This is a genomic window from Serratia sp. H1w (genome assembly GCF_000633355.1).
Classification (GTDB): Bacteria; Pseudomonadota; Gammaproteobacteria; order Enterobacterales; family Enterobacteriaceae; genus Chania.
Genome location: NZ_AYMQ01000037.1, coordinates 1 through 26,346, shown reverse-complemented (window position 1 = coordinate 26,346; position 26,346 = coordinate 1). Strand labels below are relative to the sequence as shown.

Genomic DNA, 26,346 nt, shown 5'->3' with positions numbered 1-26,346 from the left:
TCTTTTTTAAGTCATTTCAATGACTCAGTTGGGAGGAGGGGCGGCAAATGCCTTGTCTGGCGCGGCTTGCGGCAAAAATCGTCATCATTTTGCCATCAATAATTCATGTTTCCGTTCTAAGTTATTCGATCTTCATCGTTTTATATTGTAAAGATCCGGCAATAATTCACATTTTCACATAAACTATCGCCATTAATTGTCCCTTGTTATGTATGGAAAAAGAACCTGTGAAGATATCTAAACTCAAAACGCTAGCAATTTTCGCTTCCGCAATGGTTTGTGCGCACAGTGCTCAGGCAGGCAACTGGTCACTCGGCGCTTCAGCGCTGGTCAGCCCGGACCCTTACCGTGGTTATCAGGATCGTGTCTATCCCGTTCCGATTATCAATTACGATGGTGATGATTTTTACTTCCATACGCTGTTGGCGGGTTACAACCTGTGGAAAGATAAGCAAAATCATCTGAGCCTGATCACGTATTACTCGCCGCTGCACTATAAGCCAGGCGACAGTGACGACGACCGCATGAAGCAGTTGGACAAGCGTCACAGCACCGTTATGGCCGGTGTGGCGTTCACACATAATGCCGAGTGGGGGACGATCCGTACCGCTTTCTCCGGTGATGTTCTGGATAACAGTAACGGTCTGGTGGGCGATATTGCCTATCTGTACAAATTCCGAGTGGGCTCCTGGAGCTTTGCCCCTGGCGTCGGGGTTAACTGGAACAGCTCCAACCAGAACCAATACTACTATGGCATCAACGGTGAGGAATCTCGCCGTAGCACTTTCGACAGCTATAAGCCAAGCGATAGCTGGTCGCCCTATGTGGAAATCTCTACCAACTATAATATCAACGCCAACTGGAATGCCTTCTTCACTGGTCGCCTTTCTAGCCTGTCGAGTGAAGTTAAAGACAGCCCAATGGTGGATGAAACTTATACCGGTATGCTGTGGACGGGTGTGACTTACACCTTCTAAGCCGGGCAGTGCATTATTCTGGTGCGCCGGATGCATCAAAAAGGGGCGGAAACGCCCCTTTTGCACATCTGAGGTGCAGGATGATCGGAGGAAAGGGGCGGCGCGTTCGCCCCTGTGTGATCAGTTGTTTTTTATGCTACGGATTTTCATCGCCAGGCGGGCAGGTTGCTCCCCGGAAGCGATCAGCGGCTTGCTTACACGCCCGGTCTCAACGCAGACCATGGTTTTGTAACCATCGTTTGGCATGTCTGCCATGCTGCATGAAAGCTCAACGCCCGGGTTCCAGGCGATCACATCACTCATATGGTGGTGATTGACCTCAATGGTACGTTGCAATACCGGATCCTTGATCAGGCTGCAAGGCGTGGCCTGGGTGTAGATGCGATCGGTCTGCCCGGTAAACTCCAGCTCGCCAATCTGGCGTGCCTCAATCCCCTTGGCGACCTTATCGATATAATGCTCGCCCAGGCCGGCAATTTTCACCTTGTCGATGTCGCCGATCTGGAAATAGGTATGCAGCGCGGCAGTAGCCTGGTAGTCACCGTGTGACTCCAGTTCCATCTCACACTCTTCACCCAGCTTGAAGCGAGCTATCAGCGTGAAAGCGTGTGGCCACAATTTGCGGGTTTGTTCGTTATCTTGCAGCGTGAAGGTCAGGATCACGCCGTTTTCGTCTTCATCATGGGCGGTCAACTGCCACGGCTGGTTACGAGCAAAGCCGTGGGAAGGACTGCCTGCCGGGCCAAACCAAGGCCAGCAGATCGGAACGCCGCCGCGGATCGCCACGCCGTTTTTAAATGGAGTGTTGTTGCTCAGCCAGAGAACCGGTTTGTCACCGCTTGGCTGCCAGGCCAGTAAATGCGCCCCTTGCAGGGTAATTGCTGCGCGGACTTTCGGGTGGGAAACTACCACCACGGGCAGTTCGTCCAACTGACGTTGGCTGATAAACGGAGAGATTTGTTCGGTAACGGGTAGCGTGAAGATTTTTTCGTTCATGTTGTTGCCTTCTTTTCACCGCAAAAAACAAAGTTACCCTATGGATTTCAAGTCACAGCTAGGCGACAAGATTACTCATCCCCAGGAGCTTACTATTGTGACTGGGGTGTGACAAATCTGTTTGGAACAGATTTGAACGCTGTACACAGCGGCCCCGCAGGGGTGAGGCCCAGGGATGGGGCGAATAGCTGCGCAGGTAACAACGCTGTGGCTTGAAAGACGACGGGTATAAAAAGGGCGACTTAGAGTCGCCCTTGATAATCAGCTTCGCATCATGCCATTACTTGGAGATGTGAGCGATCAGGTCCAGTACTTTGTTTGAGTAGCCGGTTTCGTTGTCGTACCAAGAAACCAGTTTCACAAAGGTGTCGCTCAGCGCGATACCGGCTTTAGCATCGAATACAGAAGTCAGTTTCTCGCCGTTGAAATCGGTAGAAACCACTTCGTCTTCAGTGTAGCCCAGCACGCCTTTCAGCTCGCCTTCTGAAGCGGCTTTGATAGCAGCACAGATTTCTTTGTAAGAAGCTGGTTTTGCCAGACGGGCAGTCAGGTCAACTACAGACACGTTCGGGGTAGGAACGCGGAACGCCATACCGGTCAGTTTGCCGTTCAGTTCTGGGATGACTTTACCTACTGCTTTAGCAGCACCGGTAGAAGAAGGGATGATGTTCTGGGATGCGCCGCGGCCGCCGCGCCAGTCTTTGTGAGACGGGCCATCAACGGTTTTCTGAGTTGCGGTAGTTGCATGCACAGTGGTCATCAGAGCTTCAACGATGCCGAACTTGTCGTTGATAACTTTAGCCAGTGGTGCCAGGCAGTTGGTGGTACAAGAAGCGTTGGAAACGATTTCTTGGCCAGCGTAAGATTTGTGGTTCACGCCCATAACGAACATAGGGGTGTCATCTTTAGATGGACCAGTCAGAACAACTTTCTTAGCACCTGCAGCGATGTGTTTACGTGCAGTTTCGTCAGTCAGGAACAGGCCAGTTGCTTCAGCAACGATGTCAACGTTGACTTCGTTCCACTTCAGGTTAGCCGGATCTCTTTCTGAGGTACAACGGATGGTTTTGCCGTTAACAACCAGGTGGCCGTCTTTAACTTCTACAGTACCGTCGAAACGGCCGTGAGTAGAGTCATACTTCAGCATGTAAGCCATGTACTCTGCATCTAACAGATCGTTGATTGCAACGATTTCGATGTCAGAACGTTCCTGAGCAGCACGGAAAACAATGCGACCGATACGGCCAAAACCGTTGATACCTACTTTGATAGTCATATATTCCACCAGCTATTTGTTAGTGAATAAAAGGTTGGTTGTAAAATTACAAAAACCTTACCCAGCGTCAAGCGGAATCGTGTCAATTCTTGCTGCAAGTCAAATCAGAAGCCCTGATTTGCCCACAAATCGCACATTCCATTTACGTTTGGCCTCCAATACATATGGGGGCAAACCGCCAAGTATAAAGTCAGTACGTGCAGGATATGTGATCAAAGTCACATATGGCGGCAGCGTAACCTTTATGCCGTACAGTTTAGGCTAAAAAGGCCTGCAACGTTGTTAATTTTTTGTTATTATTACTCATTGTTTTCGTTGACATTATCCACATTCCGGGAATAGCACAAATGGCTAAAGAGATAACCCCTAATTCTCCGCGCACCGAACTGAATGAAATCCAACGGTATGTGACGCAAGAGCGTGGCACTGAAGCCCCCTATACCGGTAAATTACTGCACAACCAGCGTGAGGGCGTGTACCATTGCCTGTGCTGTAATGCGCCGCTGTTCTTCTCCGCCAGCAAGTTTGATTCAGGCTGTGGCTGGCCAAGCTTCTATCAACCGGTTTCGGATGACGCTATTCGCTATCTTGATGATAACTCGCATAATATGCATCGCGTTGAGATCCGCTGTGGCAGCTGTGACGCGCATTTGGGACATGTGTTCCCCGATGGCCCGCAGCCAACTGGCGAACGTTATTGTGTTAACTCCGCGTCACTGAATTTCACCGACGATGAGAATGGCGAGCAGACGGCAGGCTAGGCTGTAACTAAACCAACAAAATCGATTCAGCTAATTATTCATCCGTGGGTGAGGAAATGCTCTGATGGAAGTAAAAGATCTGATTGCGGCCATGACGCCGGAAATCTACCAGCGACTGGTGCTGGCCGTGGAACTGGGCAAGTGGCCGGATGGTGTGGCATTAACGCCAGAGCAAAAAGAACACAGCCTGCAAGCGGTGATGCTGTGGCAGTCGATGAACAATGCGGACCCGCAGCATATGAGCATTGGCACCGACGGGCAAATCGTGATGAAAAGCAAACAGGAGCTGAAGCAGCAGTTTATCGCTGAGCCGTTGGTCAAGCTGAAACCACAGTAATTGCTTGCTGGCGGGGCGATGTTGCCATCGCCCCGCCGGTTTTATTTCTTCGGCGGGCTTATGCCCAAGGTTTCGGCCAGTTGATGGGCCAGGCGGTTGTTGTCGTCGGCACCATATTCCCAGAACATCGCTCCTCCCAATCCTTTGCTCTTGATGTACTCGGCCTTGATGGCTACCGAGCGCGGGTTCTCATAGCCAATCGCGAACAGCGGCTTGCCTTCGGCTGATTTCATCATCAGGTAGGGGACTTTGGCGTCGTTATCCCAATGCGCGCTGAAACGCCGCTGTGGATCCTTCAGCATCTTGCCTACGATATCGTTGTACTTGATGTAGGTGTCTTTATCCAAATCCACGCCCAGCGACTTGAAGATGTCTTTTTCACGCGTGGTGAAATAGGGTTGGGTGACGGGATGTTTGGCCGCATCTGCCACATCCCAATCAATACCCGGTTCGGTGGCGCGTTTAGGTACCCGGCCATAGAAACCGATCCCCAGATTGAGCTGCGCGGGCTTCAGCCCGGCGGCCAGATAGTTGTTGACCACGAAGTCAGCGCTGTACTTGTCGGCAGCGGCCACGGTCGGCCACTGTTTGGAATCATAGAGATTGGAGTTGAAATACTGGGTACCGTACGCCATGTCGTAGGTCATCAGATTGATGTAGTCCAGATAGGGCGCAATAGCCTTGACGTCCACCCATTCCTGCGGACTTTTGACGTTGGCTCCCACGGCGATGGTCAGTAGTTTTTCTTTACCCAGCGCCTGATGCAATTCGCCCAGCAGGGCGGTGAAGTTGGCGCGGTCAGCAGGCTGGCTTTCCACCAATCCCCAGGCCCCATTCACCGGGTATTCCCAATCGAGATCGATACCATCGAGCTGATACTTGGCGATCACGTCCTGCACCGAACGGATAAACACCGCTCGGCTCTCCGGCGTTGCCGCTGCGCCAGAGAAACCACGAGCTCCCCAGCCACCAACGGAAAGCAACACCTTCAACTCCGGGTTTTGCTTACGTAATATGGGGAGCAACTTTAAGTCTGCCTCCACTTTAGGGGAAAGGTAGATTTGGTGCAGTCGTGAAGGATCTTGCAGCGCCGGGTTGGTTTCCTCTTTCTCTGCGTTATAAATCAGGCCGAAAGAATAGTTGAGATGAGTGATCTGTCTGACGTCCAACTGGTTGATATCGCCACCAGGCCCGGCGGTTACGTCGCCACCGCCATTGAAGTAGCCGACAGAAAGATAAGAAGCGGCGTGCGCAATGCCTGCACCAGCCATACTGAGTTGCACCGCTACCAGCATGGGCAGCAGTTTACGGGTTAAAGCCATGTTATCTCCTTTGGTCAGCAAGGCTGACCTGAACCGCTCAGGGCGGTATCATTAAAGCCGGGCTCTGATGGCCCCGGATGCGTATAACTAGTTGATGCCAAGGCATCAGCAGCCATAACAGCAAAAGAGGCGGGAGGGGACAAGACCGCAGTGCAGAAGAATGGTGAGAATGTGAGCAGCGTCGAAATAATGCGGGGGATGGGGCAGCTAAGCTCAAACTGCCCCAGAAACGATTAGCGTTGAATAAATTGTGACAGCGTCACTAATTGTGCGCCAGCAGATTGCATGGCCGCCAATGCCTGCTCGCTGTCATCGGGTTGCAAATTGACGCCGCGACAGCCATCAATAATGACCTGAGTCTGGTAACCCAAGCGTAGCGCATCCAACACGCTGAACTTGACACAATAATCGGTGGCCAGCCCCATGACGGCAAGCTGCGTAATGTCTCGCTCCTTCAGCCAGCCATCGAGCGCCGTTTGCGCCCGATGGCCGTTGTCGAAGAAGGCGCTATAGCTATCAATATCCGGGTCTTCACCCTTACGGAAGATCGCCTCAATAGATTGCCGATCAAGCTGAGCGTGAAGATCTGCGCCAAGGCTACCCTGAACGCAATGCACCGGCCACCAAACCTGGGGCAGGCCTTCAAGCTCCCCAAGCGTACCAACCTGTGCGTTGGAGTTGATCGCAAAGCTGCGATGCTCCGCCGGATGCCAATCCTGGCTGGCGATCACCGTGTCGTTACGGGCCAGGCAGGCTGCAATGGCCTGATTGGCGACGGCAATGGTGGCATCACCTTCAACCACACCCAAAGCGCCACCAGGGCAAAAGTCGTTTTGCAAATCGATCAGCAACAGGGCTGTCTTCATATATTGTTCCACTCCGATTAGCCAGCAGCGCTCAGTTCGCCACGCAAGTCTTGTTGCATCAGGCTGCGGATCTCGTCCGGGGTTAAGGGTTGGCTCAACAGGTAATGCAATTTGGTCAGCGCGGCTTCTACCGTCATATCAAAACCGCTGATCACGCCGGCATGGGCCAGGGCATTACCCGTCGCATAGCCCTCCATATTGACCCGGCCGGAGATACATTGGGTCAGGTTGACCACTACGATGCCACGCTCGGAGGCATCGCGCAATTCATCCACCAGTTCCGCCTTTTGCGGCGCGTTGCCGACACCGTAAGAGCGCAGGATCAGGGCTTTAACCGGTTGCAGCAGGAAGTTGCGCACCACAGCACCGGAAATTCCCGGATAAATCGTCACCACACCGATTGGCTGCGGTGTGATGTTATGCACGATCAATTCCCCGTTGCACACCGGAGAGGCAATGCCGGTCTGACGACGGATGTGGATCCCGGCTTCCAACAGCGGCGGCAGATTGGGGGAGGCAAAGGCTTCAAAACCGTCGGCATGTGCCTTGGTGGTGCGGTTGCCACGGAACAGCTTGTTATTGAAAAACAGGCTGACCTCATTCACCGGATGGTTGGCGGCCAGATAGAGCGCATTCAACAGGTTGGTCTGGCCGTCGGAGCGCAATTCCGCCAGTGGGATTTGCGAACCGGTCACGATAACCGGCTTATCCAGATTCTCCAGCATAAAGGACAGCGCCGAGGCGGTAAACGCCATGGTGTCGGTACCGTGCAGAATAACAAAGCCGTCATAGAGGGCGTAATTCTGTTTGATGTCGTCGGCAATATGCTGCCAGTCTTCGGGCGTCATATCCGAAGAGTCGATCAGCGGGGCGTATTCATGAATGGTGAAATCCGGCATTTCAGGCCGATGGAACTCGGGCATTAACGCCAACTGGCGCTGCAGGTGGCCGGAAACCGGGATGTAGCCCTGTTCGGAACGCTGCATACCGATAGTGCCACCGGTATAGGCGACGTAAATGGATTTCTTTTGCATGGCTTCGATCTTGTGGCTGTCAGATAGGCTGAATTATAGGGAGAAAGCAGCAGAAAAAAAGCCCGGCAGATGCCGGGCTAGAGATTTATTTGTTAACGGACCTCTCCGCAAGTCAGGCATATGGCATAACGATGCTGCGGATCGTTCAGGTTATTAAACAGGCCAGGCTGTTCTTTCACCGCCAACGCCACCGATGCCAGAGGGGCTGGTAGCATTGACTGGATCGCCGCAGGCAGCATGGCGTGGATCGACACGCCAAACTGGCTGAGGATCATATCGGTCATGCTTGGGGCATCAATAAACCAGTTGAGTTGCCACTGCGACAGCTTGGCCAGTTCGGCCGCTTTCTTCACGGCGTCGTCAAAGTCACCCAGTTGATCGACCAGACCATTTTTCTTGGCGTCGCTACCGATCCAGACATGGCCCTGAGCAATTTGGTCTACCTGTTCCGGCGTCATCTTCCGTGCGGTTGCCACCAGGTTGATGAAGTTTTTGTAACCGTTCTCGATGTTCAACTGCATCATCTGTGAGAACTCTGGTGGCAGGGCTTTGGTTACTGACAGATCGGCCAGTGGTGAAGTTGCCACGCCGTCGGTATGTACCCCAACGCTGTCCAGCGTGTTTTCAAAGGTGTTGATGACGCCAAAGATGCCGATGGAGCCGGTGAGGGTGCTCGGGCTGGCAATAATGTAATCTGCCGGGGTCGAAACCCAATAACCGCCAGATGCGGCCATCCCGCCCATGGAAACGACTACCGGTTTACCTGCGGCACGTACTGCGGCCAACTCGGAGCGGATCACTTCTGAAGCGCTGACGCTGCCGCCAGGGCTATTGACGCGCAGAATGACGGCTTTGATTTTCGGATCCAGACGAGCCTGACGCAATTGTGCCGCCGTGGTATCGCCACCGACCGAACCTGGCGTCTGTTGGCCATCCATGATGGCACCGTTGACCAGGACAACGGCGATCTCACCGCCCTGATCCGGCGCTGGTTGCGGCTGATAATCGTAGATGCTGACTGCATTGAAGTCGTTGCTCTGCTTGTCCCAACCGAAAGTTTTCACTAGTTGGGTTTCTATCGCAGTGCGGGATGCCAGTTCATCGACCAGTTTGCTGTTGAGAGCGAACTGCGCGGTATCGCCACCGGCCGCTTTTAAGCCAACAAGAATATCTGCCGCGCCAGGGAACAACTGAGCTGGAGTGAGTTGACGGTTAGCCGCCACCGTATCCAGGTAGTTTTGCCACAGCCCACCGACCCAGCGGCTATCGGCTTCCCGCGCTGCTGGTGACATATCGTCACGGATCAGCGGCTCTACGGCCGATTTATAAGTGCCCACACGGAAAATATTGGTGGTGACCTTCAATTTTTCCAGCAGGGATTTGTAGTAAAGGTTATTGGTCGCGAAACCATGCAGATCGACGGCACCCTGCGGTGACAGGTAGATCTTGTTGGCGTAGCTGGCCAGATAGTATTGCGTCTGGTTATAACTATCGCCGATGGCGTAGATCGGCTTACCACTGTCGCGGAATTCACGCAGCGCTTTACCGATATATTGCAGAGAAGGTTGGTCGGCCCCGGCAAAGTCATTCAGCTGCAATACCATCCCGGTGATGTTTTTGTCATCTTTGGCCTTGCGAATGGTATCCACCAGGTCAAACAGTGAATTTTCCTGCAGACGATTGCTGGAGGCGCCCAGCAGTTCACGGCCCCACTGGCGAACGCGGTTGTTTACCGAAGGTTGATCGACCACCACACCGCTGAGATCGACCAGCAGTGCGCCACGCGGTGTTTCTACCGAAGAACTGCCTTGGAGTGAAAGATAAATACCGACCCCGATCAGGATCAAAAAAATCAGGAACAAGTTGAGGATAAGTTCCCTGACAAAATTCAGCAGACGCCATGTCCATCTGAAAATGCCTGCAATAATTCGCCCCAATGTGCGCATGTGCTCTCCAACAAGAGTCTAGAATGTTCCGCTATCCTAATGAGCGGCCGAAGAAAAGTCAGCTTTAAATCACCTGCCACCTATCCCATTACCGCTTGCAAAGCGACGGGTATAGACAGTATTACAGAGGCTGTAACTCTATGTTGGGCTATGTTAACGTGATTTAAATGAAAATTGTTATCAGGAGTTAATCATGGATGCACTGGATCTGTTACTGAATCGTCGTTCTGCGTCACGCCTGACCGCCCCAGCCCCTACAGGTGAAGTACGTCAGAATATTATCAACGCCGGGCTGCGCGCACCGGATCACGGGACGTTGCAACCATGGCGTTTTGTACTGATCGAGGATCAGGGTCTGGAACGCTTCAGCGAACTGCTGCAAGCGGCGGCCAAGCATGATGAGCTGGATGACAGCGCGGTGGAAAAAGCTAAACAGGCACCGTTTCGCGCGCCGCTGATTATTACCGTGGTTGCCCATTGCAGCGAAAATCCGAAAGTGCCGCGCTGGGAGCAGGTGGTTTCTGCCGGTTGCGCAGTGCAGGCGATGCAAATGGCCGCCTTGGCGCAGGGCTTTAATGGTATCTGGCGTAGCGGTGCCTGGACAGAGCATCCACTGGTACGTGAAGCCTTTGGCTGCCGTGAGCAGGATGAGATCGTCGGTTTCCTCTATCTGGGGACGCCGCAGTTGAAAGGTTCGACAAAAGTGGTCGCCCCGGACAGTACGCCTTTCGTCCGCTACTTCTGATCCGACATGCGGGAACTCGCCATAGAATGCGCGATAACCCGCAGTTTTGTACTGTTTATGAGCAGGTCGCACGCATAATGCCAACCTGCTCTTATCAATCCCCTCGGCAAGCGCTACCCTATATCCCATTGTGATATCCTTACGTTCGTTTGTAACCCAAAGGGAGTGGACTATGACATCGCCGGCCATTCGATTGACCCAGTACAGCCATGGCGCTGGCTGCGGCTGTAAAATCTCACCCAAAGTGCTTGAAACGATCCTGCACAGCGAGCAGGAAAAATTTATCGATCCCCATCTGCTGGTAGGTAATGAAACGCGTGACGATGCCGCGGTTTATGACATCGGTAACGGCGTAGGCATTATCAGCACCACCGACTTCTTTATGCCAATCGTCGATGACCCGTTTGATTTTGGCCGTATTGCGGCAGCCAACGCCATTAGCGACGTGTATGCGATGGGCGGTAAACCGATCATGGCGATTGCCATCCTCGGCTGGCCGATTGCCAAATTACCCGCAGAAGTGGCCCAGCAGGTGATCGACGGTGGTCGCTATGCCTGCCAGCAGGCGGGAATTGCGTTGGCGGGTGGCCATTCGATCGATGCTCCAGAGCCGATTTTTGGCCTGGCGGTGACCGGTATCGTCAGAACCGAACTGGTGAAGAAAAATAGTGCAGCGCAGGCAGGTACCAAGCTATTCCTGACCAAGCCGCTGGGCATTGGCGTGCTGACCACCGCAGAGAAGAAAAGCAAACTGCTGGCGGAACACCAAGGCTTGGCCACTCAGATCATGTGCCAGTTAAATAAGCCAGGGGCAGATTTCGCCGAAGTTGCCGGCGTAACGGCAATGACCGACGTCACCGGCTTTGGCCTGCTAGGCCACCTCAGCGAGATGTGCCAAGGTTCCGACCTACAGGCGAAGGTGTGGTTTGACAGCGTACCGAAACTGCCGGATGTCGAACGTTACATCGGCGAAGGCTGTGTGCCGGGCGGTACCGGGCGGAATTTTGAAAGCTATGGTCATCTGGTTGGCGCTATGAGCGATCTGCAACGCCAATTGCTGTGCGATCCGCAGACCTCCGGCGGCTTGCTGCTGGCGGTATTACCGGAGGCCGAGGCAGAAGTGCAGGCAATTGCAGCCCGTCACGGCATCACGCTGAATACGATTGGTGAATTGCAGGCCGCACAGCCAGGCAAACCGCTGATCGAGGTTGTCTAGTGTCAACGGTAAAGACCCGGCAGGATACGCAAGACTACCAGCGCCTATTTCTACAGGATGTGCCGTTGATTGACGTGCGCGCACCGATAGAGTTTCAGCAGGGCGCGTTTCCTGGGGCAATCAACCTGCCTCTGATGAATGACAGTGAACGCCAGGCGGTCGGGACCTGTTATAAGCAACATGGCCAACAGGCAGCTATTGCCTTGGGGCATAGCCTGGTCAACGGCAAGCTGCGGGAGCAACGCACCCAAGCCTGGATCGAGCAATGTGCATTGCAACCCGAAGGTTACATCTATTGTTTCCGTGGCGGATTGCGTTCGCAACTGGTGCAACAGTGGCTGCGAGAGGCTGGCGTTGATTATCCGCGCGTGGTCGGTGGTTATAAGGCGTTACGCAACTTTTTACTCGGTGCGCTTGATACCGCCGCTGCGTTGCCTATGCTGATCGTGGGCGGTAATACCGGCTGCGGCAAAACGTTGCTGATTAATGAAATGGCGGCGGGTATCGATCTGGAAGGGATCGCTCATCACCGTGGTTCCTCCTTTGGCAGAACCTTGGTGAAACAGTCTACCCAGATTGATTTTGAGAACCAGCTAGCCATACAGATGCTAAAGAAACAGCACGACGGCTGCCGCCATTGGGTGTTGGAGGATGAAAGCCGCATTATCGGCTCCAACAATCTTCCCTTGGGGCTGTTCAACGGCATGCAACAGGCTGCTCTGGTTGTCATCGACGATCCGTTTGATGTGCGCGTGGCACGGTTGCAGGATGAGTACATCGATCGGATGCGCATAGCCTTCGAACAGGCCTATGGCGAGCAAGAAGGCTGGCGGCAATATGATGAATATCTGCATCATGGCCTGTTTGCCATCCGTCGCCGCCTGGGGCTGGAGCTGTTCCAGCAACTGACGCTGTTGCTGGAGTCGGCGCTGCAAGTGCAACGTCTCAGTGGCCAAAGTGAAGCGCATCAGCAATGGCTGGTGCCGCTGCTGCAACACTATTACGATCCGATGTACCGTTACCAATTAGAAAAGAAAACCCAACGTATGATCTTCCGTGGTAACTATGCGGAGGTCAGAGAGTTCCTGATGACGTACAGCCAGAATAACGGTGAATAATGCGACTGTTTATAGCCGAAAAACCGAGTTTGGCCCGCGCCATTGCTGATGTATTACCCAAGCCTCATCGCCGGGGTGACGGGTTTATTGCCTGTGGCAGCAACGATGTGGTGACCTGGTGCGTTGGGCACCTGTTAGAACAGGCCCAACCGGACGCTTACGACAGCCGTTACGCACGCTGGTCGTTGGCCGACTTGCCGATAATCCCGCAGAAGTGGCTGTTGCAGCCGCGCCCTTCGGTCAGCAAACAGCTGAATGCGATCAAGAAGTTGCTGGCGGAGGCCGATGAGGTGATCCACGCGGGTGACCCGGATCGCGAAGGGCAGTTGCTGGTGGATGAAGTGCTGGATTATCTGGCGTTGACACAGGAAAAGCGGCAGAACGTGCAACGCTGCCTGATTAACGATCTCAACCCACAGGCGGTAGAACGTGCGGTGCAGCGTCTGCGTGATAACCGTGACTTTATCCCGCTGTGCGTTTCCGCTTTGGCACGTGCGCGTGCAGACTGGCTTTATGGCATCAACATGACCCGTGCTTATACGCTGTTAGGGCGTAATGCGGGCTATGATGGCGTACTGTCAGTGGGGCGGGTACAGACGCCGGTGCTGGGCTTGGTGGTGAGGCGTGATGAAGAAATCGAAAACTTCGTCTCGAAAGACTTCTTTGAGGTGAAGGCACACATCGTCACACCGAAGGACGAGCGTTTTGTCGCTCTGTGGCAGCCGAGTGAATCCTGTGAGCCTTATCAGGATGAAGAGGGACGTTTACTGCACCGGCCATTGGCCGATCACGTGGTCAAGCGTATCGAAGGCGCCCCGGCGCTGGTCACCTCGTATAATGATAAACGGGAATCAGATACCGCTCCGCTGCCGTTTTCCCTCTCCACGTTACAGATTGAGGCGTCGAAACGCTTCAACCTCAGTGCTCAGCAAGTGTTGGACGTGTGCCAACGGTTGTATGAAACCCACAAGCTGATCACTTACCCGCGTTCTGATTGCCGTTATCTGCCAGAGGAACACTTTGCCGGGCGTCATGCGGTATTGAATGCGATCAGCGTGCATCAGCCGGATCTCTATCCGCAGCCGATCATCGATAGTGACCGTCGTAACCGTTGCTGGGACGACAAAAAAGTTGATGCTCACCACGCGATTATTCCAACGGCGCGTGCCAGCAAGGCCAGCCTGAGCCAGGATGAACTGAACGTTTACGGTTTGGTCGCCCGGCAATATCTGATGCAGTTCTGCCCGGATGCGATGTTCCGCAAATGTGTTATTGAGCTAGATATCGCCGGTGGCAAGTTTATCGCCAAGGCGCGCTTCCTGGCCGAGGCGGGGTGGCGTACCTTGCTGGGCAGCAAAGAGCGTGATGAGGAAAACGAAGGCGCACCACTGCCGGTGGTTGCCAAAGACGATGAGTTGCTGTGTGAGCGTGGTGAAGTGGTTGAACGCCAGACGCAACCGCCACGGCCCTTTACCGATGCCAGCCTGCTGTCAGCCATGACCGGGATCGCACGTTTTGTGCAAGATAAAGCACTAAAGAAAATCCTGCGAGCGACCGATGGTTTAGGAACAGAGGCAACGCGCGCAGGTATCATCGAGCTGCTATTCAAGCGGGCGTTTCTCTACAAGAAAGGACGCTATATTCATTCCAGCGAAACCGGCCGGGCATTGATCCACTCATTGCCAGACCTGGCGGCACGCCCTGATATGACGGCACAGTGGGAGTCTACGCTGACGCAAATCAGCGAAAAATCCTGCCGTTATCAGGACTTTATGCAGCCGCTGGAGGGCACCCTGCAACAGTTGATCTATCAGGCTAAGCAGAGCCGGGCCAGTATAGCGTTTCGTGGCTTATCGCCAGCTCCGTCAGCGGGGGCGAAAAAGCGTAAAAAAAGTGCCGGTAAGGCGCGGGAGAAAAGTGAATGAGCCGCATAACTCTGATGATTGGCTGTCTGGCGTTGTTTTCCACCGGGGTAATGGCTAACCGTGGCAACGTTGACGTCGTCGTGCCGGTTTCCCCTGAAATATGGGGTAGCGTACGTACCACGACCACGCCGCCTTGCAACCGTTGCTGCATCTATCAGAATCAAAACTACTCTGAAGGTGCGTTGCTGAAAGTCGGTGACGAACTGATGCAATGCGCGCGCGATCCTAATGTGACGGGCACCAATCCGTTAATCTGGATCCGCCTCAAGCGGTGATTGACCCCTCACCCTAACCCTCTCCCACCGGGAGAGGGGACCGTCCGTGCTACAAATTGACATCGGTACCTGCCTGCGGCTCCGGACTAGCCCCCTCTCCCTATCGCTGTGCGTAGGGTATTCCTGAACGTGACATCGGGAGAGGGCTGAGGTGAGGGGATAACAAACGAATATAACTTTCCAGCAGGGGAATATCGGCGGGTGCTAATGGATAATCTCTCGCCTGTTCGGGGGTTACCCAGACAGTTGCGCTATGACAATGCAGCCGTAATTCTCCGCTGAAGGCGCCGACCCGCCAGGCATGTAGCCGGATCGTTCTCTCGCTTTGCTGCCACTGATTGCTGGCCACAAAGCTTCCCACCTGGGCAACAATACCTAATTCTTCCCGCAGCTCACGCGCCAGCGCCTGGGGCTGACTCTCAGCCGTTTCGACCTTGCCGCCGGGAAACTCCCATAGGCCAGCCTGATCGCTGTTGCCATCGCGCTGGGCGAGCAGGATTTTGCCGTCTTGTTCGATAATGGCGGCCACAACATCAATGATTTTCATAACCCATATTCAACGTTGCCCCGATGTGCATCGGGGCGGAGAGATTTCTACAGAGTGAACTCGGCCCAGACAGGAGCATGGTCGGAAGGCTTTTCCATACCACGGATCTGATAATCAATGCCGGTAGCGGTACAGCGCGCAGCTAATGCGGTATTAGCCAATAGCAAATCGATGCGCAGCCCACGGTTTTCATCGAAACCGCGTGAGCGGTAGTCAAACCATGAGAACTCATCGTTACGCTCCGGGTTGGCATGACGGTAGGTATCTACCAGCCCCCAGTCCAACAGGCGGCCCATCCATTCACGCTCTTCTGGCAGGAATGAGCACTTACCGGTGCGTAACCAGCGTTTGCGGCTCTCTTCACCGATACCGATGTCCAGATCGCTTGGGCTGATGTTCATATCGCCCATAATCAGGACCTGCGACTCTGCCGGCAGTGATTGCAGGTAGTTTTGCAGATCTTGATAGAAACGGGTTTTGGCCGGGAATTTGGTAGGGTGGTCGCGGCTTTCTCCCTGTGGGAAATAACCATTAATCACCGTCAGTGTGCCCTGTGGCGTCGCCAGGTCGGCCATGATGATACGACGCTGCGCATCTTCTTCATCAGTAGGAAAACCGCGGCGTACGGCAAGAGGCTCAGCTTTGGTCAGCATCGCGACGCCGTAATGGCCTTTCTGCCCATGATAGAACACGTGATAGCCATGTTGGCTGACTTCTTCCAGCGGGAACATATCGTCGTGGACTTTGGTTTCCTGCAGGCCGATCACATCCGGCTGATGCTGTTCAATAATGGCTGCCAGTTGATGCGGACGTGCACGCAGTCCATTGATATTAAAAGAAACAAACTTCATGAGCGCTGCCGTTGTTATCCGAAAAAATGTGTTCAGATAGTAGCAGAGTTTGACCGAAAATGTAACGTGGACCAGCGGCGGTCTGCCGCTGGTGGCTGGGGGGGATTATTTTGCCCAGCGATCGTAATTCTGTGGCTGATAGTCATCAAATAGCTGGATCAAGGCTGCCGGGGAATCGCTGATATGCAGGGTTTTGAGATAATCATGCCGCATAAAGCCTTGATCGGCGACATGCTGTAAAAACTGGCTGAGCGGATGATAAAACCCGTTAACATCCAGCAGACCGACCGGCTTGCTGTGATAGCCGATCTGCCCCCAGGTCCAGATTTCGAACAGCTCTTCCAGCGTACCGATACCACCGGGCAGCGCAATAAAGCCGTCGGCCAGTTCGGCCATCCGTGCTTTGCGGGTGTGCATATCGGGGACGATTTCCAATTCGGTCAGGCCGCGATGCGCCGTTTCGGCTTCTACCAAGCGTTGGGGAATAATACCTATCGCTTCACCACCGGCCTCTAGCACCGCGTCGGCAACTACGCCCATCAACCCTTTCTTACCCCCGCCATAGACCAGGCGACGCCCTTGGGAGCCAAGCAAATGCCCTAACTGACGGGCCTGTTCGACATAGACTGGATCATTACCCTCGCTGGCACCACAAAAGATACAGATGTTGTTACGCATTGATTTCCCCTTGCTGCTTTCAAGAAGTGGTTTGTATAGATGATTGTGGATTTCAGTTCAAGGGGAATTGGTAGTGTAGTGATGGCGAGAAAGATGATTTCGTGCAGATGAAGCCAACTGCCTGAGTATCAGTGTTTAATACCGCGACACTCAAGCTTGAAACAGGTGGGAGTCATTGCAGGTTAGCCGACCGTTGAGCGCGGGATGCGCGATTGCGAGCCTCCAGGGATGGATTCACGGCGTGTCGGCGTTCTGCATGAGTTCCAGCTGTAGCGCAATAAGGAACAGCTATTTTGCTCGAAGTTTCTCATCCTTCCCTGTTCGGTGTTGCATGGGAATGAATGGAGTTTTTTAAATTGGGAGGTATATAAAGAGATGGTGGTGGGGGAAGGATTCGAACCTTCGAAGTCGATGACGGCAGATTTACAGTCTGCTCCCTTTGGCCGCTCGGGAACCCCACCATGGTATTCATGGTTGCTAATTTTGAACAGAAAGTTGGCAAAATCTTTCTGGTAGTGCTGAACAATCTTTCCATCTAGCCACTGTTACGTAGCAAACAAGGATGGTGGTGGGGGAAGGATTCGAACCTTCGAAGTCTGTGACGGCAGATTTACAGTCTGCTCCCTTTGGCCGCTCGGGAACCCCACCATGATGTTCATGGCTTACTACTTTTACAGAGAAATGGCTAAAGTCCTCTGATACTTCATCGTAGTGTCAAAAATACAATATGATGCACTGTATTCTTCTCACTATTGTTACGGTGGTGAGGGAAGGATGACCGCGTAAGCGCGTTGTCCACTACGTGGACTCGAACCTTCGAAGTCTGTGACGGCAGATTTACAGTCTGCTCCCTTTGGCCGCTCGGGAACCCCACCACTGGCCTTGCTTGCGAAACCTCTGTCTCGGTAAGCGGGGCGCATCATATCAAATGAAACGCCGGTGTAAAGCATTGAAATGCAGAAAATGAATTGTTTGTCGCTTTTTTATTCTTAGCGGTGCTTCCGTGAACGAAAGACACCGCTTTGTTAAACAGTTACAAGATCACCGTACGATTGCCATACACGAACACGCGTTGAGCCAGCACCCGATACAGCGCGCGGCTTAGCACGTTTTTCTCTACGTCACGCCCGGCACGCATCATATCTTCTGCCGAATAGGTGTGATCGACGTGGATCACGTCCTGCATAATGATTGGGCCTTCATCCAGACTGTCGTTAACATAGTGCGCCGTCGCCCCAATGATTTTCACGCCACGCTCATAAGCCTGATGATAAGGACGTGCACCGATAAAGGCAGGCAAGAACGAATGGTGAATATTGATCACCTGGTTCGGGTAGTGCTGAACGAAAGCTGGGGTGAGCACGCGCATATACTTGGCCAACACCACGTAATCTGGCTGGTATTGGTCAATCTGGGCGATCATCTGCAGATCGTGTTGCTCACGCGTCAGTCCTTCGTGGCTGACCAGATGGAAAGGAATATCAAAGCGTTCAACCAGCGTCTGCAACGTGGTGTGGTTGCCAATGACGGCGGCGATCTCAACGTCCAGGCCGCCATAGGCGCTTTTCATCAACAAATCGCCCAGACAGTGTGCTTCTTTGGTGACCAGTACCACAATGCGGCGGCGGCCTGCGCTGTGCAGTTCACGCTCCGACCCCTCCGGTAACGCGCCGTCCAGATCGGCCAACAGCGTCGTGTCATTGAAAATCCCTTCCAGCTCGGTGCGCATAAAGAAGCGACCGGTGAGGTGATCGACAAACTCATTGTTCTGCACAATGTTCAATTCGTGCTTGTAACAAATGTTGGTGATCTTGGCGATCAGCCCTTTGGCATCGGGGCAGATGGTGCGTAAAATTTTTCTTTGTACGTTTTGCTGTGGCATGAGTGTGTCGATCCCGTCTGATTCTTAATCCGCAGGCTTACTGCCCGCAGCACTTTTTATATTTTTTGCCTGAGCCGCAGGGGCAAACGGCATTTCTGCCCGGTTGAGGCTTGGTTCCGTCGATATAGTACCAGCGTTGTTCAAGGCGAAGGAAGCGGGAACGCTCATGCATGGCACTCTCGCTTCCTCCATCGCGCGAACGGGCGATAAATTCGACAAATCCCTCATCGGGGCTATTACCCGCGGCTTCCGCTATGACCGTCAAGCCAAGCCATTCGGTATTGCCAAAGCTGCTAATGATGGCGCTGCGCCACTCTTCAGGGTTGCAGTTTGGGTGCCAGGTCGCAATAAGATAATCCACATCCCGTTTTACATAGGCGGAATATCTCGAACGCATTAATATGCCCGGAGACTTGGCGTATTGAGTACCTGTTATATAGGGCGCACAGCAAGCGCTGTAGTCCAGCCCGCTGCCGCAGGGGCATAGCTCAGTCAAAATAACGCCTCTCAATGGTTAGCTCGCGTGATGCAAAGTGGAAGCTAAAATGAATTTAACGCATATGTTACCTAACATCATTCGTTGATGACAATGTACCCTGCTACTGGGTTGAGTGAATTCACCGTGCAAAGGATAGGCGAAGCATGCGGAAAGTTAAAATCGGGCTGGCATTAGGGGCCGGTGCTGCCAAGGGATGGGCGCATATCGGCGTGATTAACGCATTGCGCAAACTGGGCATCGAAGCCGATATTGTTGCAGGATGTTCCGTAGGGGCGCTGGTTGGGGCCGCATTTGCCAGCCATCGGCTGCCTGTGATGGAACAATGGGTACGCTCATTCAGCTATTGGGACGTGATCAGGCTGATGGATCTCTCTTGGCAGCGCGGTGGGTTACTGCGCGGTGAGCGCGTATTTAACGTCGTCGGCCAATTGCTGAAGATTAATGACTTCACCGACTGCTCACTCAAATTCGGGGCGGTGACGACCAACCTCAGCACCGGCCGCGAACTGTGGATGACCAAAGGAGATATCCACCAGGCCATTCGCGCTTCCTGTAGTATGCCGGGTTTGCTGGCTCCGGTATGGTTTGACGGGTATTGGTTGGTGGACGGTGCCTTGGTCAATCCGGTTCCGATCTCGCTGGCCAGAGCGATGGGGGCAGACATAGTGATTGCCGTGGATTTACAACATGACGCTCACTTGATGCAGCAGGACCTGTTTTCGGTGCAGAGCAATCCTAGCGAGCCCAGCACTAGCGATGCGGCTAACTGGCGCGAACGCCTGCGGGAGCGCATGAATAAAATGATGCTGAAGAAAACGACCTTCACTCCCACAGCGATGGAAATCATGAGCACCTCGATTCAGATGTTGGAGAATCGGGTGAAGCGTACCCGCATGGCCAGCGATCCGCCGGACGTGCTGATACAGCCGTATTGCCCGCAAATATCTACCCTGGATTTCCATCGCGCCAGCGAGGCGATAGAAGCAGGCCGCCTGGCGGTCGAAAAGCAGATAGATGTTTTGGCTCCGCTGATAAAAAATAAATGATTACCCTTTGTTAGGGTGGAATGATGCTATCGGGCGTATTTTCGACAAGCACAAGTGCTCATTATGAGCCACTATTACAACATCAAAAGGGAAGAGGCTGGGTCGATGGCATTACCACTGATAAACAAGCGCATCTTAATCGTGGAGGACGAGCAGGTTTTTCGTTCTGTGCTTGTAACTTATCTCGCCTCCTTGGGGGCGCAAACCAGCGAGGCGGCCAATGGCCTTCTGGCGTTGAGCGCGGTAGAGGAGATCGTTCCCGATCTGATCCTGTGCGATCTCGCCATGCCGGAAATGGACGGTATCGAGTTTGTCGAACACCTGCGTTTGCAAGGGATCAAGATCCCGGTGCTGGTGATTTCGGCGACCGATAAGATGGCAGACATCGCCAAGGTCCTGCGGCTCGGGGTACAGGATGTGCTGCTGAAACCGCTGACCGACCTCAATCGTCTGCGTGAAGCCGTGCTGGCTTGCCTCTACCCCAATATGTTTACTTCGCAGGCGATCGAAGAGGCCGAGCTGTTTCAGGATTGGCAAGCATTAAGCCAAAACCCCTCTGAAGCCGTGCGATTACTCAAGCAGTTGCAACCGCCGGTGCAGCAGTCTATTGCCGGTTGCCGTATTAATTATCGGCAATTAACCACCAGCGAAAATCCGGGGTTGGTGCTGGATGTCGCCGCACTGTCGGATAAAGACCTGGCGTTTTATTGTCTGGATGTTACCCGTGCGGGAGATAATGGCGTGATGGCTGCCTTGTTATTACGCGCGCTATTCAACGGGTTACTGCAAGATCATTTAGCCAATCAACAACACCGCCTGCCGCAAATGTCGGCATTGTTAAAGCAAGTTAACCAATTATTGCGCCAAGGCAAGCTGGAAGGGCAATTTCCGTTGTTGGTGGGCTATTATCATGCCGAATATAAGAATCTGGTGCTGGCCTCAGCCGGTTTGCATGCCAATGTAAATACTGGGGATAACCTGATCCAATTAAGTAATGGCGTACCGTTGGGGACGCTGGGTACCACTTACATGAATCAAATTAGCCAACGCTGTGAGGCCTGGCAGTGTCAGGTATGGGGCAGCGGCGGTCGGTTACGCCTGATGTTGAGTGCTGAATAAATCATCAATGGAACGCCTGCAATTGTCTCTGCCTATTTCATCATCGCCATTTCCATAGGTAGTTGTCTTAATTTATTGCTATTTGAGCTTGGAGTAATACTCTGCGGATTTAAGCTGGTATACTTTGAGGGTTTTTCGTATGGCGGATTATGCGCACAATTTGAGCGTATATCGCAAGCGAAATAGGGCCATTTAGATCGTCAGTGCCACAGTAGCGATTGGTGGGTGATAAACCCGCAACGGCTAGCTCTGCGACGAATAGTATGCAGGCCCGAAAAAGACGACCCCATTGGGGTAAAATTGTTGGTTTGGTTGCTACTTAGGGTGGCAGACAAACGGAAATAGCTCGATAACTTTTTGTTAAATTTGAAAATTAGGACTTCCCGATGAAAGTAACCGTTTTCGGTATTGGTTATGTTGGCCTGGTGCAGGCAGCCGTGTTGGCTGATGTTGGCCATGATGTCATGTGTATTGACATTGATGAACAGAAGGTCGAAAACCTCAAAAAAGGCAACATTCCCATTTTTGAGCCGGGCCTGACCTCGCTGGTACAGCAAAACTATGAAGCCGGTCGTCTGCACTTTACTACCGATGCCAAAGCCGGTGTGGCTCACGGCGCGATCCAGTTTATCGCGGTAGGTACGCCACCGGACGAAGACGGTTCTGCCGATCTGAAATATGTCACCGCCGTGGCCCGCACCATCGCCGAACATATGACCGATCGCAAAGTGGTGATCGACAAGTCAACCGTACCGGTGGGCACCGCGGATAAAGTTCGTGAAGTGATGACCGAAACGCTGCGCAAGCGTGGTAGCGACGTGGCGTTTGATGTGGTGTCCAACCCTGAGTTCCTCAAGGAAGGGGCCGCTGTCGCCGACTGTATGCGCCCTGAGCGCATCGTGCTGGGCACCGACAACAAAGACGTCATCGAGCCATTGCGTGAGCTGTATGAGCCGTTCAACCGTAATCACGACCGCATGATCCTGATGGATATCCGCAGCGCAGAGCTGACCAAATATGCCGCCAACTGCATGCTGGCCACCAAAATCAGCTTTATGAACGAAATTTCCAATCTGGCAGAGATGCTGGGTGCGGACATTGAAAAAGTGCGTCAAGGGATCGGTTCTGATTCACGTATTGGCTATCACTTCATTTATCCAGGCTGCGGCTACGGCGGTTCCTGTTTCCCGAAAGACGTTCAGGCGTTAATTCGCACCGCAGAACATATCGGTTACCAACCGAAACTGCTGCAGGCGGTAGAGCAGGTGAACAACCAGCAGAAATATAAGCTGACCCAGTTCATCAAACATCATTTTGCTAATGATGTGAAAGGGAAAACCTTCGCGCTGTGGGGCCTGGCATTTAAACCTAATACCGACGATATGCGTGAGGCTTCCAGCCGCGTGCTGATGGAAACCCTGTGGGAATTAGGTGCTTCCGTGCAAGCCTATGATCCGGAAGCCATGGCCGAAGCGCAGCGTATTTATGGACAGCGTGCCGATCTGAAACTGATGGGTACCAAAGAGGCGGCGTTGCAGGGTGCCGATGCGCTGGTGATCTGCACCGAATGGCAGAATTTCCGTGCACCGGATTTTGATGCGATTAAAGCTGCCTTGAAGCAACCCGTTATTTTTGATGGGCGTAACCTGTTTGATCCAGAACGTCTGCAAGCGCGCGGCTTTACTTATTATGGTATTGGTCGCGGCGCATCGATTAAGCCGGTCATCTAAGAGGTGAGCATGAAATTCCTGGTTACAGGCGCTGCAGGGTTTATTGGTTTTCACGTAACGGAGCGTCTGCTAGCCATGGGGCATCAGGTTGTTGGTATCGACAACCTGAACGATTATTACGATGTCAGCCTGAAACAGGCACGGCTCGAGATGCTGGCTAATCAGCCAGCATTTCAGTTTATCAAACTGGATTTGGCCGATCGCAATGGAATTGCCGAGCTGTTCGCTGAGCATCGGTTTGAACGAGTCATTCACCTCGGCGCTCAGGCCGGAGTGCGTTATTCGCTCGATCACCCCTTGGCTTATGCGGATTCCAACCTGATTGGCCATTTGAACATCCTTGAAGGGTGTCGGCATAATAAGGTCGGACATTTGCTGTATGCGTCTTCCAGCTCGGTTTATGGTCTTAACCGCAAGCTGCCATTTTCGACGGATGACTCGGTCGATCATCCAATATCGCTGTATGCGGCGACCAAGAAAGCCAATGAGCTGATGTCGCACAGCTATTCGCATTTATACGGTCTACCCACCACCGGTCTGCGCTTTTTCACCGTATATGGTCCTTGGGGGCGTCCTGACATGGCGCTGTTTAAATTCACCAAGGCGATATTGGCCGGTGAGAGCATTGATGTATATAACCATGGTGAAATGCATCGTGACTTTACTTACATTGATGATATTGCCGAGGCAGTAGTACGTTTGCAGGCCATTGTTCCTCAACCCAATGCTAATTGGACGGTAGAACAAGGAACGCCAGCCAGCAGCTCTGCGCCTTATCATGTCTATAATATCGGCAATAGTAGCCCTGTTAAGTTAATGGAATATATTCGTGCTCTGGAGGCTGCGTTAGGCATCACTGCGCACAAAAATATGCTGCCAATGCAACCTGGTGACGTTTTGGATACCAGCGCCGATACAGAGGAGCTGTACCAGACTATCGCGTTCAAACCTGAGACCAGTGTCGAAGAAGGGGTTAAACGGTTTGTCGAGTGGTATAGGGCGTTTTATAACGTTCAGTAACCGAACGATAGGCGGGTAAAATAAAGGGGCTTAGGCCTCTTTTTTCTTTTGCTGAAAGTCAGAATTTTGCTAGTAAGTCTGGATAAAGTGGGTGAGGATTTCGGTGGTTGCCGGGCTGAAAACAAAAAGGCTCCCCTCGGGAGCCTTTTTAACGGCAACTAAAATGCTATTACAGCAGGAAATCGTCCAGGGATTTGCCTTGCTCTTCGATAGCTTTTTTAATCACGGCTGGAGTACGGCCCTGGCCAGTCCAGGTTTTCATTTCGCCGTTTTCATCTTTATAGTGGTATTTAGCAGGGCGTGCAGCACGCTTTGCTTTACCAGCGGCTTTGGTAGCAGCCATGGTTTGCAGCAGTTCGTTTGGATCAATACCGTCTGCAATCAGCATTTCGCGGTATTGTTGCAGTTTACGAGTGCGCTCTTCAATTTCTGCTTGCGCCTGGCTGTCTTCTTCGCGGCGTTCGTTAACAACAACTTCCAGCTTTTCCAGCATCTCTTCCAGAGTTTCCAGGCTGCATTCTCTTGCCTGTGCACGCAGAGTACGGATGTTGTTCAAAATCTTCAATGCTTCGCTCATTGTTCAAGTCTCAAATTATATTGGTGGGGGGGCGTGACGATAATAATAGAGTGGTCTTTTCTTTTCTGCAATAGCCAAATTGAAAGAGTGACTAAATTTATCTTTAAAAAACCGATATTGAGAACTGTCCGACTAATAACGCAGGGGGAGTACACTTTTATCGCCCCCGCTTTTTAAGCCAAATTCTTCAGCCGGAAGGCATAATCGCCGAGCTTAAAGTCATTTTTGCCAGCTCGGCATAATTATGTTCTATAACGCTATCGGCAAGGATTTGTGTCCATAATCACTTCCCCAAAAGGACTAGTACCGTAAAGCATGGGGGTATAGCGCTATACAGGCGGCAGGCAGAGAGTAAGTTGTTAAACGTTCCAATTAACCGGGTCGTTTCGCTGAAAGCGCATTTAATTGCATTGTCGGCGGGTAGGGGCGGTTGAGGCTGTTTGCACGCTGATGGGACATATCTGTATGAGCATTAATGAATTTAGTTAATCATTAACAATAATTAATTGTGCTTGATAAACCACAGCAATCTGTAAATAGATGTAAAATTGGCCGGTGCGCGTGTAAAATGCTTCACTTGAAACTCGGCTTATGGCTATTTCCTTAGGGTGGGATAATGTCTGCCCGCTTGCTGAGTCTGACCATGGTCTATGTTACAATGTCAACCTGCACCTTTCGACAGTATATACCCGTCGTCACTCAAGCTGCAGCGTTGTTAACCGTAACAGACTCATCTGCAGGGGGAATATAATCATCTGCTGATTGGCAGGCGCGGCCTGTAGGGCGCCTGCAAGAGACAAAGGATGAGTCAACGAGTTGCCCGGCTGCTACAAGAAAGTCTTAGGGTATATATTTTAAACCAATGGAGTCGCGGCCACATGGCTCAGCTTTATTTTTATTATTCCGCAATGAATGCCGGGAAATCGACGGCACTGTTACAATCTTCATATAATTATCAAGAACGTGGTATGCGCACGCTGGTGTTCACCGCTGAGATCGACCACCGCTTCGGTGTGGGCAAAGTCAGTTCGCGGATTGGGCTGTCGTCGCAAGCACAGCTTTATAATAACGCCACTCAACTGTATGCCATGATTAACCAGGAGCATCAACAGCAGCCCGTACATTGCGTGCTGGTGGATGAAAGCCAGTTCCTGACCAAAGAGCAGGTTGAAGAACTCTGCGAGGTGGTCGATCAGCTTGATATTCCGGTGCTGTGTTATGGCTTGCGCACGGATTTTCTTGGGGAGCTGTTTGTTGGCAGTCATCATCTGCTGGCCTGGGCCGATAAGCTGGTCGAACTGAAGACCATTTGTCACTGTGGGCGCAAAGCCAATATGGTGTTGCGCCTGGGTGAAGATGGCAAGGCGATGCATATGGGCGAGCAGGTGGTGATCGGGGGTAACGAAAGCTATGTTTCGGTATGCCGCAAACACTACAAGGAAGCGATCAAAGAACCTGAGTGATATCATGCCAGAAGCGCCGCAGAAGGCTTGTGCGGCGTTTTTGACAACCATCCTGTAGGTGAGTGGGTATTGTTGCCTCAATAGCGTTGAGCCCATTTGCGGGCAGCTTTTCCCGCCCATAAAAATCTATGGTCACCCCC

25 protein-coding genes and 3 tRNA genes are annotated in these 26,346 nt (G+C 52.6%); 13 read left to right on the top strand and 15 right to left on the bottom strand.

Translation table 11 applies throughout. The annotated features are described in order from the left end of the window. Positions 1 to 212: 212 nt before the first annotated feature. Positions 213 to 977 (top strand): MipA/OmpV family protein, encoded by a 765-nt coding sequence (locus tag U869_RS0105980; protein WP_025121020.1) that lies wholly within the window; start codon positions 213 to 215, stop codon positions 975 to 977. A gap of 120 nt (positions 978 to 1,097) precedes the next feature. On the opposite strand, the gene U869_RS0105975 is transcribed toward U869_RS0105980, so the two are convergent. Both U869_RS0105975 and gapA read right to left on the bottom strand, forming a co-directional pair. Further along, a complete protein-coding gene (locus U869_RS0105975; RefSeq protein WP_025121019.1) occupies positions 1,098 to 1,973 on the bottom strand; it encodes a D-hexose-6-phosphate mutarotase in 876 nt (291 codons plus the stop codon). A gap of 280 nt (positions 1,974 to 2,253) precedes the next feature. Further along, on the bottom strand, positions 2,254 to 3,249 hold the full coding sequence (gene gapA / locus U869_RS0105970; protein ID WP_029987603.1) for a glyceraldehyde-3-phosphate dehydrogenase: 996 nt from the start codon (positions 3,247 to 3,249) through the stop codon (positions 2,254 to 2,256). A 347-nt stretch (positions 3,250 to 3,596) separates the two neighbouring features. Here gapA and msrB point away from each other — a divergent pair, with 347 nt between their 5' ends. Both msrB and U869_RS0105960 read left to right on the top strand, forming a co-directional pair. Continuing rightward, complete coding sequence (msrB, locus tag U869_RS0105965; protein ID WP_025121018.1) at positions 3,597 to 4,010, top strand: peptide-methionine (R)-S-oxide reductase MsrB; 414 nt, start codon at positions 3,597 to 3,599, stop codon at positions 4,008 to 4,010. A 64-nt stretch (positions 4,011 to 4,074) separates the two neighbouring features. Then, on the top strand, positions 4,075 to 4,347 hold the full coding sequence (locus tag U869_RS0105960; RefSeq protein WP_025121017.1) for a YeaC family protein: 273 nt from the start codon (positions 4,075 to 4,077) through the stop codon (positions 4,345 to 4,347). A 41-nt stretch (positions 4,348 to 4,388) separates the two neighbouring features. Here the strand turns inward: U869_RS0105960 and U869_RS0105955 are convergent, their stop codons facing one another. The 4 genes from U869_RS0105955 to sppA all read right to left on the bottom strand — a co-directional run bounded on the left by U869_RS0105955 (position 4,389) and on the right by sppA (position 9,515). Further along, on the bottom strand, positions 4,389 to 5,669 hold the full coding sequence (locus U869_RS0105955) for a glycoside hydrolase family 18 protein (RefSeq protein ID WP_025121016.1): 1,281 nt from the start codon (positions 5,667 to 5,669) through the stop codon (positions 4,389 to 4,391). Between the two features lie 233 nt (positions 5,670 to 5,902). Next, complete coding sequence (gene pncA / locus U869_RS0105950) at positions 5,903 to 6,535, bottom strand: bifunctional nicotinamidase/pyrazinamidase (RefSeq protein WP_025121015.1); 633 nt, start codon at positions 6,533 to 6,535, stop codon at positions 5,903 to 5,905. Between the two features lie 17 nt (positions 6,536 to 6,552). Continuing rightward, positions 6,553 to 7,569, bottom strand: coding sequence for an asparaginase (ansA, locus tag U869_RS0105945; RefSeq protein ID WP_025121014.1), 1,017 nt, complete (start codon positions 7,567 to 7,569; stop codon positions 6,553 to 6,555). 92 nt (positions 7,570 to 7,661) lie between these two features. Then, positions 7,662 to 9,515: a signal peptide peptidase SppA gene (sppA, locus tag U869_RS0105940; RefSeq protein ID WP_025121013.1), complete on the bottom strand. Its 1,854-nt coding sequence runs from the start codon at positions 9,513 to 9,515 to the stop codon at positions 7,662 to 7,664. A gap of 193 nt (positions 9,516 to 9,708) precedes the next feature. Here sppA and U869_RS0105935 point away from each other — a divergent pair, with 193 nt between their 5' ends. The 5 genes from U869_RS0105935 (at position 9,709) to U869_RS0105915 (ending at position 14,794) form a co-directional block, all read left to right on the top strand. Continuing rightward, positions 9,709 to 10,260: an NAD(P)H nitroreductase gene (locus tag U869_RS0105935; RefSeq protein ID WP_025121012.1), complete on the top strand. Its 552-nt coding sequence runs from the start codon at positions 9,709 to 9,711 to the stop codon at positions 10,258 to 10,260. A gap of 172 nt (positions 10,261 to 10,432) precedes the next feature. Continuing rightward, positions 10,433 to 11,476 carry a selenide, water dikinase SelD gene (selD, locus tag U869_RS0105930; protein WP_025121011.1) on the top strand — a complete coding sequence of 348 codons (1,044 nt, stop codon included), beginning with the start codon at positions 10,433 to 10,435 and terminating at the stop codon, positions 11,474 to 11,476. Then, positions 11,476 to 12,594: a tRNA 2-selenouridine(34) synthase MnmH gene (gene mnmH / locus U869_RS0105925; protein WP_025121010.1), complete on the top strand. Its 1,119-nt coding sequence runs from the start codon at positions 11,476 to 11,478 to the stop codon at positions 12,592 to 12,594. The genes selD and mnmH overlap by 1 nt, the downstream gene beginning before the upstream one ends. After that, on the top strand, positions 12,594 to 14,519 hold the full coding sequence (locus U869_RS0105920) for a DNA topoisomerase III (protein ID WP_025121009.1): 1,926 nt from the start codon (positions 12,594 to 12,596) through the stop codon (positions 14,517 to 14,519). Before mnmH ends, U869_RS0105920 begins: the two co-directional genes overlap by 1 nt. Continuing rightward, on the top strand, positions 14,516 to 14,794 hold the full coding sequence (locus U869_RS0105915) for a DUF1496 domain-containing protein (protein ID WP_025121008.1): 279 nt from the start codon (positions 14,516 to 14,518) through the stop codon (positions 14,792 to 14,794). The genes U869_RS0105920 and U869_RS0105915 overlap by 4 nt, the downstream gene beginning before the upstream one ends. Before the next feature lie 100 nt (positions 14,795 to 14,894). Here U869_RS0105915 and U869_RS0105910 read toward each other — a convergent pair whose 3' ends face one another. The 8 genes from U869_RS0105910 to U869_RS30470 form a co-directional block, all read right to left on the bottom strand. Then, entirely contained in the window at positions 14,895 to 15,341 is a 447-nt protein-coding gene (locus U869_RS0105910; RefSeq protein ID WP_025121007.1) for a pyrimidine (deoxy)nucleoside triphosphate diphosphatase, read from the bottom strand. Between the two features lie 47 nt (positions 15,342 to 15,388). Next, the gene (gene xthA / locus U869_RS0105905; RefSeq protein WP_025121006.1) at positions 15,389 to 16,192 is read right to left on the bottom strand and encodes an exodeoxyribonuclease III; all 804 of its coding nucleotides are present in this window, start codon (positions 16,190 to 16,192) and stop codon (positions 15,389 to 15,391) included. Between the two features lie 105 nt (positions 16,193 to 16,297). Further along, positions 16,298 to 16,870 (bottom strand): TIGR00730 family Rossman fold protein, encoded by a 573-nt coding sequence (locus U869_RS0105900; RefSeq protein ID WP_025121005.1) that lies wholly within the window; start codon positions 16,868 to 16,870, stop codon positions 16,298 to 16,300. Positions 16,871 to 17,246: 376 nt separating this feature from the next. Next, positions 17,247 to 17,331 (bottom strand) — tRNA-Tyr (locus U869_RS0105895). Between the two features lie 102 nt (positions 17,332 to 17,433). Then, a tRNA-Tyr gene (locus U869_RS0105890) sits at positions 17,434 to 17,518 on the bottom strand. Positions 17,519 to 17,631: 113 nt separating this feature from the next. Further along, a tRNA-Tyr gene (locus U869_RS32140) sits at positions 17,632 to 17,745 on the bottom strand. 158 nt (positions 17,746 to 17,903) lie between these two features. Then, positions 17,904 to 18,752 carry a formyltetrahydrofolate deformylase gene (purU, locus tag U869_RS0105885; RefSeq protein WP_025121004.1) on the bottom strand — a complete coding sequence of 283 codons (849 nt, stop codon included), beginning with the start codon at positions 18,750 to 18,752 and terminating at the stop codon, positions 17,904 to 17,906. A 37-nt stretch (positions 18,753 to 18,789) separates the two neighbouring features. Beyond that, the gene (locus U869_RS30470) at positions 18,790 to 19,248 is read right to left on the bottom strand and encodes a YchJ family protein (protein WP_071998204.1); all 459 of its coding nucleotides are present in this window, start codon (positions 19,246 to 19,248) and stop codon (positions 18,790 to 18,792) included. Between the two features lie 146 nt (positions 19,249 to 19,394). Here U869_RS30470 and rssA point away from each other — a divergent pair, with 146 nt between their 5' ends. The 4 genes from rssA to U869_RS0105855 all read left to right on the top strand — a co-directional run bounded on the left by rssA (position 19,395) and on the right by U869_RS0105855 (position 24,166). Next, positions 19,395 to 20,297, top strand: a complete 903-nt coding sequence (gene rssA / locus U869_RS0105870; RefSeq protein WP_025121002.1) for a patatin-like phospholipase RssA — start codon at positions 19,395 to 19,397, stop codon at positions 20,295 to 20,297. A 105-nt stretch (positions 20,298 to 20,402) separates the two neighbouring features. Then, positions 20,403 to 21,416, top strand: coding sequence for a two-component system response regulator RssB (gene rssB / locus U869_RS0105865; RefSeq protein WP_025121001.1), 1,014 nt, complete (start codon positions 20,403 to 20,405; stop codon positions 21,414 to 21,416). 386 nt (positions 21,417 to 21,802) lie between these two features. Next, a complete protein-coding gene (locus U869_RS0105860) occupies positions 21,803 to 23,146 on the top strand; it encodes a UDP-glucose/GDP-mannose dehydrogenase family protein (protein WP_025121000.1) in 1,344 nt (447 codons plus the stop codon). Positions 23,147 to 23,155: 9 nt separating this feature from the next. Beyond that, the gene (locus U869_RS0105855; protein WP_025120999.1) at positions 23,156 to 24,166 is read left to right on the top strand and encodes an NAD-dependent epimerase; all 1,011 of its coding nucleotides are present in this window, start codon (positions 23,156 to 23,158) and stop codon (positions 24,164 to 24,166) included. Between the two features lie 169 nt (positions 24,167 to 24,335). On the opposite strand, the gene hns is transcribed toward U869_RS0105855, so the two are convergent. Then, positions 24,336 to 24,743: a histone-like nucleoid-structuring protein H-NS gene (gene hns, locus U869_RS0105850; protein WP_024486694.1), complete on the bottom strand. Its 408-nt coding sequence runs from the start codon at positions 24,741 to 24,743 to the stop codon at positions 24,336 to 24,338. Between the two features lie 878 nt (positions 24,744 to 25,621). Here hns and U869_RS0105845 point away from each other — a divergent pair. Further along, positions 25,622 to 26,206: a thymidine kinase gene (locus U869_RS0105845; RefSeq protein ID WP_025120998.1), complete on the top strand. Its 585-nt coding sequence runs from the start codon at positions 25,622 to 25,624 to the stop codon at positions 26,204 to 26,206. Positions 26,207 to 26,346 lie beyond the last annotated feature (140 nt).